Origin of the sequence: Sphingomonas sp. Leaf412 (genome assembly GCF_001425405.1) — a bacterium.
GTDB lineage: Bacteria > Pseudomonadota > Alphaproteobacteria > Sphingomonadales > Sphingomonadaceae > Sphingomonas.
Map to the genome: position 1 here is coordinate 260568 of NZ_LMQP01000003.1, position 15937 is coordinate 276504.

The 15937-nt window shown below is 71.0% G+C and carries 15 protein-coding genes and 1 tRNA gene; 11 read left to right on the plus strand and 5 right to left on the minus strand.

Translation table 11 applies throughout. The annotated features are described in order from the left end of the window. The first annotated feature begins 39 nt into the window (after positions 1 to 39). Positions 40 to 1086 carry a dihydropteroate synthase gene (folP, locus tag ASG29_RS08415; RefSeq protein ID WP_055982802.1) on the plus strand — a complete coding sequence of 349 codons (1047 nt, stop codon included), beginning with the start codon at positions 40 to 42 and terminating at the stop codon, positions 1084 to 1086. Between the two features lie 42 nt (positions 1087 to 1128). After that, positions 1129 to 2013: a bestrophin family protein gene (locus tag ASG29_RS08420; RefSeq protein ID WP_055982804.1), complete on the plus strand. Its 885-nt coding sequence runs from the start codon at positions 1129 to 1131 to the stop codon at positions 2011 to 2013. 202 nt (positions 2014 to 2215) lie between these two features. Here ASG29_RS08420 and ASG29_RS08425 read toward each other — a convergent pair whose 3' ends face one another. Further along, positions 2216 to 3634, minus strand: a complete 1419-nt coding sequence (locus tag ASG29_RS08425; RefSeq protein ID WP_055982806.1) for a sigma-54-dependent transcriptional regulator — start codon at positions 3632 to 3634, stop codon at positions 2216 to 2218. Positions 3635 to 3783: 149 nt separating this feature from the next. On the opposite strand from ASG29_RS08425, the gene ASG29_RS16405 reads away from it, so the two are divergent. From ASG29_RS16405 to dapF, 9 genes are all read left to right on the plus strand, one after another. Continuing rightward, positions 3784 to 3906: an aa3-type cytochrome c oxidase subunit IV gene (locus tag ASG29_RS16405; protein WP_082516027.1), complete on the plus strand. Its 123-nt coding sequence runs from the start codon at positions 3784 to 3786 to the stop codon at positions 3904 to 3906. Between the two features lies 1 nt (position 3907). Continuing rightward, positions 3908 to 5020 (plus strand): NAD(P) transhydrogenase subunit alpha, encoded by a 1113-nt coding sequence (locus ASG29_RS08430; RefSeq protein WP_055982807.1) that lies wholly within the window; start codon positions 3908 to 3910, stop codon positions 5018 to 5020. A gap of 68 nt (positions 5021 to 5088) precedes the next feature. Beyond that, on the plus strand, positions 5089 to 5478 hold the full coding sequence (locus ASG29_RS08435; RefSeq protein ID WP_055982810.1) for an endonuclease domain-containing protein: 390 nt from the start codon (positions 5089 to 5091) through the stop codon (positions 5476 to 5478). After that, positions 5478 to 5777, plus strand: a complete 300-nt coding sequence (locus ASG29_RS08440; protein ID WP_055982812.1) for an NAD(P) transhydrogenase subunit alpha — start codon at positions 5478 to 5480, stop codon at positions 5775 to 5777. The genes ASG29_RS08435 and ASG29_RS08440 overlap by 1 nt, the downstream gene beginning before the upstream one ends. 98 nt (positions 5778 to 5875) lie before the next feature. Then, the gene (locus tag ASG29_RS08445) at positions 5876 to 7366 is read left to right on the plus strand and encodes an NAD(P)(+) transhydrogenase (Re/Si-specific) subunit beta (protein WP_055982814.1); all 1491 of its coding nucleotides are present in this window, start codon (positions 5876 to 5878) and stop codon (positions 7364 to 7366) included. Further along, positions 7366 to 8283, plus strand: coding sequence for a winged helix DNA-binding protein (locus ASG29_RS08450; RefSeq protein WP_055982816.1), 918 nt, complete (start codon positions 7366 to 7368; stop codon positions 8281 to 8283). The genes ASG29_RS08445 and ASG29_RS08450 overlap by 1 nt, the downstream gene beginning before the upstream one ends. A 263-nt stretch (positions 8284 to 8546) precedes the next feature. After that, a tRNA-Val gene (locus tag ASG29_RS08455) sits at positions 8547 to 8622 on the plus strand. A gap of 65 nt (positions 8623 to 8687) precedes the next feature. Continuing rightward, complete coding sequence (locus ASG29_RS08460; RefSeq protein ID WP_055982819.1) at positions 8688 to 9149, plus strand: DUF6456 domain-containing protein; 462 nt, start codon at positions 8688 to 8690, stop codon at positions 9147 to 9149. Positions 9150 to 9420: 271 nt separating this feature from the next. Then, the gene (gene dapF / locus ASG29_RS08465; protein WP_055982821.1) at positions 9421 to 10359 is read left to right on the plus strand and encodes a diaminopimelate epimerase; all 939 of its coding nucleotides are present in this window, start codon (positions 9421 to 9423) and stop codon (positions 10357 to 10359) included. Between the two features lie 236 nt (positions 10360 to 10595). Here dapF and ASG29_RS08470 read toward each other — a convergent pair whose 3' ends face one another. From ASG29_RS08470 to sppA, 4 genes are all read right to left on the minus strand, one after another. Further along, on the minus strand, positions 10596 to 11657 hold the full coding sequence (locus tag ASG29_RS08470; RefSeq protein ID WP_055982823.1) for an SDR family oxidoreductase: 1062 nt from the start codon (positions 11655 to 11657) through the stop codon (positions 10596 to 10598). A gap of 258 nt (positions 11658 to 11915) precedes the next feature. Continuing rightward, on the minus strand, positions 11916 to 13070 hold the full coding sequence (locus ASG29_RS08475; protein ID WP_055982825.1) for a hypothetical protein: 1155 nt from the start codon (positions 13068 to 13070) through the stop codon (positions 11916 to 11918). Between the two features lie 211 nt (positions 13071 to 13281). Continuing rightward, positions 13282 to 13854 carry a GNAT family N-acetyltransferase gene (locus ASG29_RS08480; protein WP_055982828.1) on the minus strand — a complete coding sequence of 191 codons (573 nt, stop codon included), beginning with the start codon at positions 13852 to 13854 and terminating at the stop codon, positions 13282 to 13284. 2 nt (positions 13855 to 13856) lie between these two features. Next, positions 13857 to 15722: a signal peptide peptidase SppA gene (sppA, locus tag ASG29_RS08485; RefSeq protein WP_055985305.1), complete on the minus strand. Its 1866-nt coding sequence runs from the start codon at positions 15720 to 15722 to the stop codon at positions 13857 to 13859. Positions 15723 to 15937: the final 215 nt, after the last annotated feature.

The following is a 15937-nucleotide window of genomic DNA, read 5'->3' on the forward strand; positions in this document are numbered from 1 at the left end:
CCCGACCCCTCCCTTGAAAGGGAGGGGAGCGAGACACCGATGCACCTCCTGCCCACCCAGTTCGTCGACGCCCCCTTCGCCCATGCCGACGGCGATGTCGCGCGGCTGGCGGGGGGGATGCAGTGGTTCGCGGCCTATGAAATCCTCGGCGACGGTCCCCGCCGCATCGTCCCGGTCGCGGACGTCGGCGGTCTCGGCACCCGCGCCGCCACGCTCCACGCGCGCATCGTCGCGCCGCGCGCGCCCTGGGCGCTCGGCCCCCGGACGCTGCGGTTCGACCAGCCGACCGTGGCGGGCATCCTGAACGTCACGCCCGACAGCTTCTCCGACGGCGGCGCGCACGACGGCGATCCCGCCGCCGCCGCCGCCGCCGGGGTGGCGATGGCGGCGGCGGGCGCGGCGTTGATCGACGTCGGCGGCGAATCGACCCGCCCCGGCGCGCCGCTGATATGGGAGGAGGACGAGGCCCGCCGCATCGCCCCCGTCGTCGAACGCCTCGCCGCCGCGGGAACGTTGGTGTCGATCGACACGCGCAAGGCGCCGGTGATGGACGCCGCGCTGGCCGCCGGGGCGGCCATCGTCAACGACGTGTCCGCCCTGCTGTGGGACGCGCGCGCGCTCGCGCTGGTCGCGACGCGCGGCGCCCCCGTCGTCCTGATGCATTCCCCCGATCCCGCGAAGGGGCCGCACGGCGGGGACGGCTATGCCGACGTGGTGACGGAGGTGCTCGACTGGCTGGAGGCGCGGGTCGAGGCGGTGGTCGCGGGCGGGGTGGATCGCGCGCGGATCATGGTCGATCCCGGCATCGGCTTCGGCAAGTCGCTGTCCGACAATCTCGCGCTCCTCAATGCGCTCCCCGCCTTCCACGGGCTCGGCTGCCCGATCATGCTGGGCGCCAGCCGGAAGCGGCTGGTCGGCGCGCTCGACAACGAGGCGCCGGTGGAGCGGCGGCTGGGCGGCTCGGTCGCGCTCGCGCTCGCGGGCGCGGCGGCGGGGGTGCAGGTGCTGCGCGTCCACGACGTGGGCGAGACGGTCCAGGCCCTGCGCGTCTGGCGCGGCCTGCGCGACCGCGCGCTTTCCGGGTAGCGTGGCAGGGAACCCGATCGCATCACCCGGGTTAGGCCGCGCATGATCGTTACGGCAGCGCCACGGCTCACCCGCATCGTCCGCGAAGTATGGAAGCCGCTGGCCGTCCTGTTCGTGTGGGACGTCCTCGTCACCGGCTTCTATCTGTGGTCGCCCTTCGCGGCGCCGTCGCTGCCGCTCACCATCTTCGGTTCCGCGCTGGCGCTGTTCCTGGGGTTCCGCGACAATTCCGCCTACGAACGCTGGTGGGAAGGGCGCATCCTGTGGGGCGCGATGATAAATGCGTCGCGCAGCCTGGCGCGCGAGACGCGCAACTTCCTGCCGGAGGACGAGGCGCGCGATTTGCGCCGGACGATCGTCCTGCGCCACGTCGCCTACGTCAATGCGCTGCGCACGCAATTGCGTCGCCAGCCGGTAGATACGGAGGTGCTGCGCTTCCTGTCGAAGGGGGAGGCGGAACCCGCGCTGGCGCGGACGAACGTCGCCAACGGCCTGCTCGACGGCACCGGGCGCCGCATCGACGACGCGCGCCGCCGCGGGTGGATCGACACGATCCTTCAGGCGCGGATGGAATCGACGCTGGTGGACATCGCGAATGCGCAGGGGGGGATGGAGCGGCTGAAGAACACGCCGCTGCCCAACCAGTATCGCTTCTTCCCGACCTTCTTCACCCACCTCTTCTGCGTGCTGCTGCCGATCGGCCTGGTCGAGACGCTGGGCGTCGCCACGCCGTTGGGGTCGACGATCGCGGGGCTGATGTTCCTGGCGGTGTTGCAGATCGGCGACGACCTGGTCGATCCCTTCGCCAACACGGTGCACGACGTGCCCCTGTCCGCGATGTGCCGCACGATCGAGATCGACCTGCTGGAGGCGATCGGCGAGAAGCCCGCGGGGCCGGTGCAGCCGGTCAAGGGCGTGCTGTGGTAGGCTGACAGGTGTTCCTGCGCGCCCAGGAACCCAGGGTTGCAAGGCGCAGCGCCCGCCGCACCGGGTTCCCGCTTTCGCAGGAACACCGGGAAAGCAACATCGGGAAAGCCACCCCCGCCATCCGTTCGGGCTGAGCGAAGTCGAAGCCTGAGCGCATAACCTTCGACTGCGCTCAGGTCGAACGGGGGTAGTGCCGAGGCTCCTAAGCCGCGTTGTCGATCCCCAGCTCGCCCAGCTTGCGGTACAAGGTCGACCGCCCGATCCCCAGCCGCCGCGCGACCTCGGTCATCCGCCCGCGGTAATGGCCGATCGCCAGGCGGATCACGTCCGCCTCGATATCCTCCAGCGGGCGCAGGTTGCCGTCCGCCAGGAACAGGGTGATGCCGCCCGACGTCGCCATGTGCGGCGCGATCGGTATCGCGCGCCGCCCGCCCGCCGCCGCGATCTGCGGAAAATCGGCGCGGGTCAGGGCATCGCCCTCGCACCGGACGGCGGCACGGAACAATGCGTCCTGCAACTGCCGCACGTTGCCCGGCCAGTCGTAATCGACCAGCAGCGTCAGCGCATCGTCGGTGATGCCCAGCTCGCGCAGCCCCGGCTGGCCCGCGATCCGCGCCAGCAGGTGGCGGGCCAGCGCGGGCACGTCCCCGGTGCGTTCGCGCAGCGGCGGGATCGTCACCTGCACCGCGTTCAACCGATAGTACAGGTCCTCGCGGAAGCGCCCGGCGGCGACCTCGTCGGACAGGCGCTTGTTCGTCGCGGCGATGACGCGCACGTCCACCTCGCGCGGGTGCCGCGCACCGATGGCGGCGACCTCGCCCACGTTCAGCACGCGCAGCAGCTTGACCTGCGCGTCCAGCGGCATCGCGTCGACCTCGTCCAGGAACAATGTGCCCCCGTCCGCCTCGACGAACCGCCCCACCTTGCGATCGAACGCGCCGGGAAAGGCGCCCGCCTCGTGCCCGAACAATTCGCTCTCGATCAGGTTCGCGGACATCGCGCCGCAATTGACCGTGGTCAGCTGGGTCTTCGCGCGCGGCGACGCGGCATGGACCGCTTCGGCCACCACCGCCTTGCCGACCCCGCTCTCGCCCTCGATCAGCACCGACACGCGCGCGCGCGCCGCCTTCGCCGCGATCGCCAGCGCGGCGCGGAAATCGGGGGCGGACCCGACGATCTCGTCGAACCCCAGCATCGCCGGGATCTTCTCGGTCAGCGGGCGCAGTTCGCCCGCGCCCTGGTCCTTCACCGCGGCGTCCAGCGCCTGCACCAGCCGCTCCGCGCCGATCGGCTTGACCAGGTAGTCGGTCGCGCCCGCGCGCATCGCCACCACCGCCTGAGCCGCGGAATTGTTCGCGGTCAGCAGCAGGACGGGCAGCTGCGGGCGATTGGCGCGCAGTTCCGCGATCAGCGGCGCGGGGTCCGACTGTTCCGCCGGATCGTCGATCACGATCGCGTCCAGCTGCATCCCGTCCTGCGTCCCCAGCGTGGCGAGCGCCATTTCGGTGTCGTTGGCGAAGATCGTCCGCCACCCGCCGCGCGCGGCCAGCGAGGCGACGAGCCGCCGCTGCGCCCCGTCTTCGTCGATCAGCATCAGCAGGCGCTGTCCGTTGCGCGTCATTCGGCCATTCCCGTCCCGGTTCGGGATCGTGATGTACGCACCGGCGGTAAAGGGGGGCTTAAGCGCGGCAAAGCGACGGCGCCGGTTGCCAGCAATGGGCGGCGCCTTTAGGGTCCGGGACCGAAACGGTATCAGGCAAGAGGATGACGATGGCGGACCGGACCGACCTGAAAGCGCATGAATCGACGTATGTCGGCATGCTCGGCTGGCTGAAATGGGGGGCGGTGATCTGCTTCCTGCTCGCCTTCCTCGTGATCTGGCTGATCGCGTAACGTGAAGATCGCGGTCCTACGCGAGGGGGCGCCCGGCGAACGCCGCGTGGCCGCGACGCCGGAAACGGTGAAGAAGTTCGTCGCGCTCGGCGCGGAGGTGGCGGTGGAGGCCGGTGCGGGCGCGACCGCCAGCATCGCCGACGCCGACTATCAGGCCGCGGGCGCGACCGTGGGCGATCGCGCGGCGACGCTGTCGGGCGCGGGCATCGTGCTGGCGGTGCAGGGCCCCGACGCCGCCGGCCTGCCATCGGGCGCGATGCTGGCCGCGATCCTCGATCCGTTCGGGCAGCGCGCACGCGTCGACGGCTATGCCGCCGCGGGCGTGGAGGCGCTGGCGATGGAATTCATGCCGCGCATCACGCGCGCGCAATCGATGGACGTCCTGTCCTCGCAATCGAACCTGTCGGGGTACAAGGCGGTGCTCGACGCCGCGGGCGAATATGGCCGCGCCTTCCCGATGATGATGACCGCCGCGGGCACGGTCAGCGCGGCGCGCGTGTTCGTCATGGGCGTCGGCGTCGCCGGGTTGCAGGCGATCGCCACCGCCCGCCGCCTCGGCGCGCAGGTGTCTGCCACCGACGTCCGCTCCGCCACGCGCGAACAGATCCAGTCGCTGGGTGCGAAGGCGGTGTTCGTGGAGGATGTGAAGGGGATCGAGGGCGAGGGCTCGGGCGGCTACGCGGGCGAGATGAGCGCGGAATACCAGGCCGCCCAGGCCGCGCTGGTGTCGAGCCACATCGCCAAGCAGGACATCGTCATCACGACCGCGCTGATCCCCGGCAAGCCCGCGCCGCGCCTCGTCACCGACGCGCAGATCGCGACGATGCGCCCCGGCAGCGTCATCGTCGACCTGGCGGTGGAGCAGGGCGGCAACGTCGAGGGCGCGCTTCCGGGCGAGGTGGTCGAACGCCACGGCGTGAAGATCGTCGGCCACCGCAACGTGCCCAGCCGTCTCGCCGCCGACACGTCCGCGCTCTACGCCCGCAACCTGTACAACTTCCTCTCGACCTTCTGGGACAAGGACGCCGCGCGTCCCGTCCTGGACGAGGAGATCGGCACCGCCGTCCGCCTGACGAAGGACGGCCAGGTCGTGCACGAAAGGCTGGCGTCGTGACGATCGATCCTCCCCATGCCCCGCATGGGGAGGGGGACCGTGCGCAGCACGGTGGAGGGGCAGCGACGATGCATCGCGCGCGCCGCCTGCGTCGCGCGATGAGCCTTCCCGAAGTGCTGCTGTGGCAGCGCCTCCGACGCCGCGCTGGCGAGGTGAAGTTCCGGCGCCAGCATCCGTTGGCGCCTTACGTCGCCGACTTCTACTGCCCCGCCGCGCGGCTGGTGGTCGAGGTCGATGGCGAGGCGCACAACCGCGCCGACGCTCCGGCGCACGACGCGCGTCGCGACGAATGGATGCGCTCGCGCGGCCTGAATGTCCTTCGTATCGCCGCCGCCGATATCCTGCGCGATCCCGATGCGGTCGCGGCGTCCGTCGCCGCCGCCGCCTCGCCCCTCCACCGTCCTGCGGACGGTCCCCCTCCCCATGCGGTGCATGGGGAGGATCAGGAGTATAATTGATGGACTTCGTCGCGATCCTGTCGATCTTCGTGCTGGCATGCTTCGTCGGCTATTACGTCGTCTGGTCGGTCACGCCCGCGCTGCACACGCCGCTGATGGCGGTGACGAACGCGATTTCCAGCGTCATCATCGTCGGCGCGCTAATCGCCTCGGCGGCGAGCGGGTCGGCGGGGTCGAAGTGGCTGGGGCTGCTCGGCGTCGTGCTGGCCAGCATCAATATCTTCGGCGGCTTCGCGGTCACGCACCGCATGCTGGCGATGTACAAGAAAAAGGAGCGGCCCGCGGCCGCGAAGCACTAGGACCGTCACCCCGGCGCATGCTGGGGGCTCAATCCGCAAGGGCACGGTTCGGGGCATGAGATCCCAGCTTTCGCTGGGATGACGATTTTGGGGGTGGAATGGAACACGTCGCGGTCAATCCCTGGGTAGCGGTGGCCTACCTGATATCGGGCGTGTGCTTCATCCTCGCGCTGCGCGGGCTGTCGAACCCGCAGACCAGCCAGCGCGGCAACCGCTTCGGCATGATCGGCATGGCCATCGCGGTCGTCACGACGCTGGTCACGCACGTGCCGGTGCTCGAGACGGTCGTCGTCGGTTACGACATGGCCGCGGTGTTCCAGCGCATCGATACGCTCGCCGCGCTCGAAATCCTCGCCGCCATCGCGCTCGGCGGCGCGATCGGCCTCGTCACCGCGCGCCGCATCGCGATGACCGCGATGCCGCAGCTCGTCGCCGCCTTCCACAGCCTCGTCGGCCTCGCCGCGGTGCTGGTCGCGGTCGCGGCGTTCCTGAACCCGCTCGCGTTCGGGATCGCGGAGGTCGTCACGCCGCTGATCGGCGCGCCCTTCGCCGCGATCGAGCGCGTCAGCCGGATCGAGATGATCCTGGGCGTCGCGATCGGCGCGATCACCTTCTCGGGCAGCGTCATCGCCTTCCTGAAACTGAACGGCAACATGTCGGGCAGCCCGATCCTGCTGCCGATGCGGCATGCGATCAACCTCGGCATCCTGCTGATGATCGCCTTCTTCTCCTTCGGCTTCTGGCATTCGCAATCGCCGCTGGATTTCTGGATCGTCGTCGGCCTGTCGTTCGCGATCGGCTTCCTGCTGATCGTCCCCATCGGCGGCGCGGACATGCCCGTCGTGGTCAGCATGCTGAACAGCTATTCGGGCTGGGCCGCCGCCGCGATGGGCTTCACGCTGCACAACACCGCCATGATAATCACCGGCGCGCTGGTCGGATCGTCGGGCGCGATCCTCAGCTACATCATGTGCCGCGCGATGAACCGCAGCTTCATTTCCGTCATCGCGGGCGGCTTCGGCGCCACCGCGGCGGTGGAGGGCGAGGCGAAGGAGCAGCGCCCGTGGAAGCGCGGCTCGGCCGAGGACGCCGCCTTCCTGATGCAACAGGCGGACCAGGTCATCATCGTCCCCGGCTACGGCATGGCGGTCAGCCAGGCGCAGCACGCGCTGCGCGAGATGGGGGACAAGCTGAAGGAAGCGGGCGTCCGCGTGAAATACGCGATCCACCCGGTCGCGGGGCGCATGCCCGGCCATATGAACGTCCTGCTGGCCGAGGCGAACGTACCCTATGACGAGGTGTTCGAGCTGGAGGACATCAACAGCGAATTCGCGCAGACCGACGTCGCCTTCGTCATCGGCGCGAACGACGTCACCAATCCGGCGGCGAAGACCGACAAGACGTCGCCGATCTACGGCATGCCGATCCTGGACGTCGAACGCGCCAAAACGGTGCTATTCGTCAAGCGCAGCATGGGCGGTGTGGGCTATGCCGGCGTCGACAATGACGTCTTCTATATGGACAACACCATGATGCTGCTGGCGGACGCGAAGAAGATGGTCGAGGAAATCGTCAAGGCGCTCGACTGATGCCGTCGTACATCGCGCCGGGGGAGGGCGGCGCGCCCTTCCTGCTGGCGACGGTGCCGGGCGGCGGCGCGGAGGCGGAGGCGGCGATCCGGCTGATCGGCGGCACCGTGGTGCACCGGGTCGCGCTGGCGGATGCGGCCGATGCCTGCGCCGGGTTCGCGGGCGCGGTCGTGATCGACGTGCGCGACGCGGACGAGGGGACGGTCCATGCCGCCACGGCGGCCCTCGATGCCGCCGCCGCGGCCCACGATCTGCCGCTGATCGTCGCGATGTCGCTGTCGCAGGTCGACGTCGTCGTCGCGGCGTTGCGCGACGGCGACCCGCAATTGCTGTGCGATCCCGACCAGGCCGAATGGGTGCGCGCGCTGGTCACCGCGGGCCTGTCGCCCCGCTCGGGCGGGAGCCCCGGCGGCGTGCGGGATCCGGGCGACGAGGCGGAGCGGCTCGCCCGGCTCCAGGCCGAAGTCGCGCGGATCGCGGACGCGCTGTCCCGGCTCGGCACCGACCGGGACGCGCCCCGCGCGGCGTCGGACGCGCGCCCGCGCTTCGACGCCGGGCCCGTCGCCGCCAGCATCACCGCGCCCGAGGTCCGCGACGTCATCAAGGCGCGCCGCCTGCGCGACCGCTTCCTGGGCGAGGGCCTGTTCGAGGATCCGGCATGGGACATGCTGCTCGACCTGTTCGCCGCCGAGCTGGAAGGCGCCCGCGTGTCGGTGTCCAGCCTGTGCATCGCCGCCGCGGTCGCGCCGACCACCGCGCTGCGCTGGATCGGGCGGCTGACCGATACCGGCCTGCTGGAACGCGCGCCCGATCCGCAGGATCGCCGTCGCGCCTTCGTCGCGCTCTCCCCGATCGCGGGCACCGCGATGCGCGGCTATGTCGCCGCGACGAAGGCGGCGGGCCTGCCGCTGGTGTAACGCGCCGCGGCGTTCAGCTGCGCGCGTAGAAGACCAGCACCGCGGCGATCAGCGCGACCGCGACCACGATGCCGATGGCGGGCACGACCACTTGCTCCAGCAACGTCCGGGTGCGCTTGTTCTGATACGGCATGGCCGCACCCTAACCCGCCGCGACGATCGACGCACCCCCCTTACGCACCCCCCTACACGTCGCAGCGCGCTTGATTCGGCCGCGAACCGCTGTAGACGCAACGCCATCGGCATGCCCGTCCCCACGTGCCGGGCGCTTAGCTCAGCTGGTAGAGCGGCTCGTTTACACCGAGTAGGTCGGCGGTTCGAACCCGTCAGCGCCCACCACCTTTCCCGCTTTCCTACATCGTCCAACTTCCGCCAGCCCGGGTCCGAACGGCAAGGGATCGGGTATGCGCGAACTGGTGGAACAGGCGGTCGACGGACAGGGACGGCGGGTGAAGGGGCGTGCGACCGCGCGCAGCGTGACCGTCAATCGTCGCGAATCGGCGCTGGCGTGGCTGGCGTCGCGCGGGCTGGTCAGCGCGCGGCAGGAGGAGGCGGGGGAGCGGCTGCGCGCCGACTACGAACGCGCCGCGATCGGCGCGTCGGTCACGATGCGCTGGTCCCCGCGCGTCGACGGCGGCGGCGCGCCGACGCTGGACCCGACCGAATCGCAACTGGCCGCGAAGCGCCGCTTCGACGGCGCGATCCATGCCGCGGGGCCGGGCCTGTCCGACGTGCTGTGGCGCGTCGTGTGCGCGGGCGAGCCGCTGGCGGAGGCGGAGCGCGGCCTGGGCTGGCCGACGCGCAGCGCGCGGCTGGTGCTCGCCTTCGCGCTGGACCGCGCGGCGGACCATTACGGGCTGCGGTGATCCTCCGCCATGCCGGGCGCGTTCCGGCGTGGACGGTAGCGGGGGGCTCCCCGTCACCCCGGCCCCGAGCCGGGGTCCATCGCGCCGCGAAACCACCGCTCTCCCCGCGCGCGGCACCATCGATGCCGGATCGAGTACGACATGACCGACACGCGCGACGTGCGCCTTGTCGTCTCACCCGTCACGAGGGCGGACCGCCGGACTACGACACGCCGCACGCCACAACCCCGTAAGGCTTGCGGCGCGCCCGCGCGCGCGCCACAAGGCGCGCATGCGCATCCGCTTCGTCAAATGCCACGGCTCGGGCAACGATTTCCCTCTGGTCGACGCGCGCGACGGCGCGATCGGGGAGGGGGACTGGCCCGCCCTTGCCCGTGCGCTGGCGGATCGTGCGGGGCCGGTTGGGGGTGACGGCATCCTCGCGCTCACCGCGGGCGACGACACGGCCGCCTTCGGTATGCGCATGTTCAACAGCGACGGCAGCGAGGCGGAGACGTGCCTCAACGGCCTGCGCTGCGTCGCACGCGCGGGGTTCGCGGCGCTGGGGCTGGACCGCGCGACCGTCCGGCTGAAGACGTCGCACGCCGCGGTCGCGCTCGCCCCGCAGATCGCGCCCGGCGTCCATACGATCGCGGAAACCGCCGGGCCCGCGACGCTCGACCTCGCGGACTGGCCGATGACGATCGGGACCGACCGCCTGATCGACCGGCCCGTCGCCGCCTTCGGACCGGATCATCGCTTCACCGCGGTCGCGATCCCCAATCCGCACCTGATCGCCTTCGTCGATGCGATCGACGAGCGCGAGCTGGTCCGCATCGGCCGCCTGTGCGAGGCCGCACCCGACTGGCTGCCCAACCGCGCCAACGTGTCCTTCGTCCGCGTCCTCGGCCCCGACGCGCTGTTCGTCCGCACGCACGAGCGCGGCGTGGGCCTGACCGACAGCTGCGGCAGCGCGATGGCGGCGTCGACCTATGCCGCCTGCCTGACCGGGCGGATCGCGTTCGATACCGACGTCACCGTCCGCAACCGCGGCGGGCGCGTCCGCGCGCGCGCGGGCGGCGACGCGATGGTCACGCTGCACGGCAACGCGACGTGGGAATGGGAGGGCGAGGTTGACGTCGACCTGTCCACCGCCCGCGCGGGCGACCTGACCGTCCTGCGCCGCTTCGACGCGGAGGTCGCGGCCTGGGCGGCGGCGGTCGAGGGTTAGGCCGGATCGACCTTCGATTTGCCGGTGCAGGGTGTTCGCGCGAAGCCGCGAAGCGAGGCGCGGAGCACGCGGCGTGTCGCGCACCGGGCTGACGGCAGGGCCGATACCGACCGGCCCGACGTCGCAGCCGCGATGGAGGGAGCGGCGGTCTGCGTCACACTGTACTCTTTCGCGCCCTCCGCGCCTCCGCGCGAACATCTCACCCCGCCATCTGAAGGTCGGTCCGCCCTGGGACCTCACGGGATCAGCCGCGCCGCCCGCAACCGCGCGAACAGGTCGAAGAAGGCGTCGTCGGTCGCGCGATATTCGGTGAAGCCCAGCCGCCGGCTCTTCCCCATGTCGGTCACGACCTCGATCGGCCGACCCAGGTCCGCGTCGGTATGCCAGGGGGAGGCGAGGCGCGACAGGTCCGCCTCCGCCAGCCCGTGCCGTTCCGCGATCCCGCGCCACACGTCCGCATCGTCCGCCATCTGCTGCTCCAGCGGGCGGACGACGCCGTCGAACGGCACCGCCGCGATCCCGAACCAGTCCGCGATCCGCCCCCACATCCATTGCCAGCGGAAGACGTCGCCGTTGACGACGTTGAACGCCTCGTCCCGCGCCGCCGGCGTCTGCGCCGCCCAAAGCAGGTGCCGCGCCAGTTGCCCCGCGTCGGTCATGTCGGTCAGCCCGTTCCATTGCGCCGCCGATCCCGGGAACGTGAACGGCCGCCCCGTCTCGCGGCAGATCGTGGCATGGACGGCCAGCGTCGTGCCCATGTTCATGGCATTGCCCACGGCCATGCCGATGACGGTATGCGGTCGATGCACGCTCCATCCGAACCCGTCGCGCGCGGCGGCGGCGAACAACTCGTCCTCCTGCGCGTAATAGAAATTCTCGACGTCCAGCCGCCCCTGCTCCTCGCGGAACGGCGTCTGCGGCAACGCGCCCTTGCCGTAGGATTCGAACGGGCCGAGGTAATGCTTCAGCCCCGTCACCAGCGCGACGTGCCGCGGTCGTGTCGGTTTCGGCAGCGCGTCCAGAAGGTTACGGACCATTGCGGCATTGACGCGGATGTTCGCCGCCTCGCTGTCCTGCCGCAGCCAGGTGGTGATGAACACCGCGTCCGGATCGATCCGCGCCAGCGCGCCCGCGGTCGCGGCGGCGTCTTGCAGGTCCGTAACGACCGGCGTCACGCCCGCCTGCGCGACCGCCCGCCGCGCCAGCCCGTGCACTGTCCAGCCCCGCTCCACCAGCAACGCCGCCGTCGCGCTCCCGACGATCCCGCTCGCACCCACCACCAATGCCGTCCGCGCCATCCGTTCGTTCCGATCCGTCAGGGAAGGGGCGTGCGCCTGTCCACGCGCCGCCCGAGCGCTCCCGAACGGCCGGGCGGGCGCCGACGTTCCGTCGCCTAGAGCGGCCCGACATTCAGTATTTGTGGCCGTCATGCCGGGCTCGTCCCGGCATTCAGGGTCACGACCGCTGCCGTCTGCGGCCCAGGATGCCGGAACGGGCCCGGCATGACGGTGGATCGCGGCACGGGAACGGCGTCCCATCCCGAACGTCGATCGGCCCTAGCCGGTAGGGGGCGTCACCCCCGCGACCGGCCTATCGCGGCGCGCGGCGCTCATGGCGTCCGTGCCGGTCAGGTCGACGACATGCACGGACAGGTCCCCGATGCGCTGCCTGATCCGGCTGCCGGTCGGCACGCCCATCGTCGCGCGCACGGTGAACCGGTCGATGCGGTAAAGACCGGGCGCGCCCGCCGGGACGTCGAGCGGGACGTACCGCCTCTGGGTCACCTGCCCGACGATGCCCGGCGCCCATTGCCCCAGTCCGGCGTTGCGCAGCACCTCCACCCCCGTCGTCCGCCCGTCCGGCCTGATCCAGAAGCCGACGTCGGCGAAGCCGGCATTGGGATTGTTCCAGGGGTCCTTTTGAACGCCGGTATTGACCGGGTTGATGTTCTGGACCGGCGGTGCCGAGATCAGCTGTGGCGTGTCCTTCGCCGACCGGCGCAGTCGCGCGGCGAGGAGGTCGACGGCGTCGGCGTCGCCGCGACGGACCGCCATGCGGGTGAGCAGGATGTCCCGCAGCTCCGACATAGCCTGCTTCTGACTACCCGCGAGCGCGACGGACTCGTCCGCACCCCGGCGGGCCTCCTTCTCGCGTCCGGACAGCGCGGCCAACCACGCCCGGCGGAAGGCGGCGCTCGCTGCAAGGACGGTTTCACCGCGCTCGGTCGCGATCCGCTGGACCTTTCGATAGATGTCGGAGGCCGACGTCGGGCTGCCCAGACCGATCAGATTGTCGCCGAACGCCAGTTCCTGCGTCAGGGTCGCGTCATGCCCCTCGCCCAGGTGCCGGCGAAGCACCAGCACGTTGTCCCGTGCCGATCGCAACCACAGGTCGCGGTCGCCCTCGTGCTCCGCCACCGTTGCCAGCGTGGCGTGGAGGCTCGATACCGGGCCGGGCAGGGTCGCCGCCTGATCGCGGTTGCGCCGGATCGCCCGTTGCAGGGTGCGGCGCGCGTCGACGTAGCGACCGTCCGCGAATTGTGCGACCGACGCCTCAAGGGTCGCCTCGATGTCCTCCGCGGGCGGGCAACGGCGCGCGAGGCACGCCGCCAGCTCCCGTTCGGCGCGACGCCCCGTGACGACGATGTCGTCGGCAACCGCGGCGGCGGGCGTCGAAATCTGGGCGAGCAGGAGGAGGAATGCGACCGACATGCGCGAAAACTCCACCGGAGTCGGGCGACAGTCAAGTAACCGATTATGTCGCGGTCGCGCGAAACCTTGTCCGCCGCGACGAAAGACGGTCGGAACTCTTTATCGTGTCCGCCACTGCCTTGAAAATGAAAGTAAAGCCGAACGACAGCGTCCGATCACGTCCGTCGTCGCGCGACATCGATCCCGCGCGCCGGGCCGCATCCGCCGCCCCTCAATCCCGCACCACGCCCACGTCCGCAAACCGCTTCGGTTCCACCGGCGGGACCGCGCCGTCGTTCAGCTCGCACTGCCAGAAGCCGACGTCGATCCATCGTCCCTGCTTGAATCCCACTTCGCGGAACACGCCCGCGCGGCGGAAGCCGACCGATTCGTGGAGCGAGATCGACGCGTCGTTGGGCAGGGACAGGACCCCGATCGCCTGCGTGAAGCCCTGCGCGCGCAGCGTGTCGACCAGCGCCTCGTACAGCAACCGCCCGATGCCCTGCCCGGACCCGGCGGTATAGACCGACGTCTCCACGACGTAGCGATAGGCGGGCCGCTCGCGGAACCGCCCGGCATAGGCGTATCCAAGCACCCCGCCGCCGTCCCCGTCATCACCCGACGTGGCGACCAGCCACGGGTACAGCCCGTCCGACGCCGCCATCCGCGCGCGCATCTGTCGCGCATCGGGCGCCTCGCTCTCGAACGATACCGTGCCCGACAGGACGTAGGGGGCGTAGATCGACGCGATCGCCGCGGCGTCGGCGGGGGTCGCGGCGCGGATCGTGATCGGTCCCTGCGCCACGCCTACAGCCCCACCTTCGCCAGCATCAGGTGCAGCAGCGACCGGTCCGCCGCGCGCGCGCCGACGGGGCCGAGGCCCGCGCATTCCAGGCATTCCGCCCGGATCGACGCGCCGGTCAGCAGCCGCTTGGCATCCCCCAGCGCCTGCGCCAGCGTCGCCTGCCGCTGCCACGCCAGGCTGGAGAAAATGTCGCCGCCGCGCGCGTCCTCCTCCTCCTGGTTGGCGAACTGCCGCGCGATCTGCGCCGCGAAGCCGGGCTTCTTGTCCAGCCACACGATTTGCGGCTCCTTCACGCCCGCGCGCCGCGCGGCTTCCGCCACCGCGGCGTCGATGCCGCCGAAACGGTCGACCAGCCCGATCTGGCGCGCCATCCCGCCGACCCACACGCGGCCCTGGCCGATCTCGTCCACGCGCGCGGGCGTCATCCGGCGCGACTGCGCCACGCGGCTGACGAAATCGCGATAGCCGTGCTCGATGTTCGCCTGGATGATCGCGTCGAACGTGGGGTTCGTGCCGCCCAGCACGTCGGGCTGGCCCGACAGGGCGGTGGTCTTCACCCCGTCGGTGGTCAGCCCGATCTTCGACAGCGTGTTCTCGAACGTCGGGATGACGCCAAAGATGCCGATCGATCCCGTGATCGTCGAGGGTTCGGCGAAGATCGCATCGCCCGCGGTCGCCACCCAATAGCCGCCCGACGCGGCCAGCCCGCCCATCGATATGACGACGGGTATGCCCCGCGACTTGGCTTCCAGCACCGCGTTGCGGATCTGCTCCGACGCCAGGCTCGACCCGCCGGGCGAATCGACGCGCACGACCAGCGCCTTCAGCTTCTGCTCCGCCAGGCCCTTGTACAGCAGCTTCGACACGGTATCGCCGCCCGCGCTTCCCGGCGATGCGTCGCCGTCGACGATCGTGCCCGCGACGGTCAGGATGCCGATGTCGCCCTTGGCCGGCCAGGGGAAGGCATCGACGTAGTTCTGGAACTTGATGGCGTTGAAGAAGCCCGCGGGCTTGGCCGCATCCCCGCCGACCAGCGCGGCGACCCGCTTGCCGAACGCGACGCGGTCGCCCAGCCGGTCGACAATGCCGGTGGCCAGGTTCGCGCGCGCGATGTCGCCGCCCGCCTGCGTCACCACCTGCTGCGGCGTGCCCAGCCAGGGCGCGATCCGCGCCTTGGGCCGGGTCTGCCGGATGCCGTCCTGCCACTGGTCGAACAACGATCCGTACAACGCCTCCGCCGCGGCGCGCGCGTCCGGGCTGGCGGCGGTGAGCAGGTACGGTTCGACCGCGGACTTGTACCGCCCGACGCGATAGACGTGCGCATTGACGCCCAGCTTGTCGATCAGGCCCTTGTAATACAGCTGGTTTCCGCCCGGCCCGGCGAACAGGGTCCCGCCCATCGGGTTCACCCACACCTCGCTCGCCGCCGCGGCCAGGCGATAGCCGCCGTCGGTATAGCCGGTGGCATAGGCCAGCACCGGCTTGCCCGCCTGCTTCACCCGCACGATCGCATCGGCGACCTCGCCCAGCGTCGCGGGATAGGCGCCGCCGAACCGGTCGAGGTCCAGCACGACCGCCTTCACCCGCTCGTCGGTGCGCGCCTTGTCCAGCGCCAGCAGCACGTCGCGCAGGCGATATTGCCGCCCGATCTGCTGCCCGCTGACCAGGGCCAGCGGCGGCACCTCCTCCGGCTGTTCCACGATCGGCCCGTCCAGGTCGAGCACCAGCGCCCCCGTCGGGATCGCCGCGGGCCGCGACCGGCTGTTGAGCGCGGCGAACAGGGCGCCGAAGAACAGCAGCATCGCGACGAGCACCAGCGCGTCCTTGATACCGACCAACAGGCGCCATGCGCCCCGAACAAGCTTCATCGACGGATTCTCCAGCCCCACGGGCCGGTACAACCTAGGCGACGTGTATGAACCTCGCAACACGGTTGATGGTTGACGGGTAGTTGCATGGGGAGGGGGCTACCCGGCCGTCACCCCGGACCCCGCGCCGGGGTGACGGCTGGAGGCGCGAGACCCCCGTCTGCCACAAACCGTCACCCCGGACCCGTTCCGGGGTCCACCGCGCCGCCAGACCT

Coding starts and splice junctions, on each gene's coding strand:
- ASG29_RS08460 (WP_055982819.1), top strand. CDS start 8,688: ATGCGCGAACTGGTGGAACAGGCGGTCGACGGACAGGGACGGCGGGTG.
- ASG29_RS08435 (WP_055982810.1), top strand. CDS start 5,089: ATGCATCGCGCGCGCCGCCTGCGTCGCGCGATGAGCCTTCCCGAAGTG.
- ASG29_RS08475 (WP_055982825.1), bottom strand. CDS start 13,070: ATGTCGGTCGCATTCCTCCTCCTGCTCGCCCAGATTTCGACGCCCGCC.
- sppA (WP_055985305.1), bottom strand. CDS start 15,722: ATGAAGCTTGTTCGGGGCGCATGGCGCCTGTTGGTCGGTATCAAGGAC.
- ASG29_RS16405 (WP_082516027.1), top strand. CDS start 3,784: ATGGCGGACCGGACCGACCTGAAAGCGCATGAATCGACGTATGTCGGC.
- folP (WP_055982802.1), top strand. CDS start 40: ATGCACCTCCTGCCCACCCAGTTCGTCGACGCCCCCTTCGCCCATGCC.
- ASG29_RS08445 (WP_055982814.1), top strand. CDS start 5,876: ATGGAACACGTCGCGGTCAATCCCTGGGTAGCGGTGGCCTACCTGATA.
- ASG29_RS08425 (WP_055982806.1), bottom strand. CDS start 3,634: ATGACGCGCAACGGACAGCGCCTGCTGATGCTGATCGACGAAGACGGG.
- dapF (WP_055982821.1), top strand. CDS start 9,421: ATGCGCATCCGCTTCGTCAAATGCCACGGCTCGGGCAACGATTTCCCT.
- ASG29_RS08420 (WP_055982804.1), top strand. CDS start 1,129: ATGATCGTTACGGCAGCGCCACGGCTCACCCGCATCGTCCGCGAAGTA.
- ASG29_RS08440 (WP_055982812.1), top strand. CDS start 5,478: ATGGACTTCGTCGCGATCCTGTCGATCTTCGTGCTGGCATGCTTCGTC.
- ASG29_RS08450 (WP_055982816.1), top strand. CDS start 7,366: ATGCCGTCGTACATCGCGCCGGGGGAGGGCGGCGCGCCCTTCCTGCTG.
- ASG29_RS08470 (WP_055982823.1), bottom strand. CDS start 11,657: ATGGCGCGGACGGCATTGGTGGTGGGTGCGAGCGGGATCGTCGGGAGC.